Origin of the sequence: Cohnella sp. GbtcB17, assembly GCF_019091135.1 — a bacterium.
In the GTDB taxonomy this organism is placed as follows: Bacteria; Bacillota; Bacilli; order Paenibacillales; family Paenibacillaceae; genus Cohnella.
Window position 1 is genome coordinate 1 of record NZ_JAGXJW010000168.1, and the last position, 518, is coordinate 518.

1 pseudogene is annotated in these 518 nt (G+C 52.7%); it reads right to left on the reverse strand.

Features of this window, described 5'->3' with window-relative positions:
* Window positions 1-330 (reverse strand): annotated as a pseudogene (locus tag KVT38_RS33500) (sensor histidine kinase); the annotation flags it as partial.
* Window positions 331-518: the final 188 nt, after the last annotated feature.

Sequence of the window (518 nt, forward strand, 5' to 3'; positions counted from 1 at the left end):
GATACCGTCCTTCATCTTGTTGAACAGCGCCAGCTTTGCGATATTGTAGCGGTCCTCGTCGCGCGACTTGGGAAATCCCATATCCAGGACGTTCAGATCGCTCTCGAGCGTGTTGGACAAATATTTGTCGACCTCTTCCAACCTTTGATCGATCTGGCCCATGTAGAGGCTGAGCAGGTTTTTGTTCGATTGCGCGACCTGATTGCGGACAACCTCTCCGGAATAAAAGTTGTTGATGATCAGCACAGTGATCAGCGGTACGAAAATGACGAGAACGGCGGCGAAAAATTTAAAGCGGACCGAGTTGACGTATGTTCGGAACTTGCGCATGGCCGCCGCCCTCCTTGCGATTCTTCGTTAAGCTTGGTCCTAGCATTATAGCGCTTTTAAATGGCCGCAGTATATGCTCGAAGGAAGGGCCCGTCGCGGCATCCCTTCCCCCGATCGTTCGCTATGAAGTTCGCCGTTTTTTCGCGTACCGGCTCGTTCTGGCGACCTCAATGACGCCGCTCCAGTTC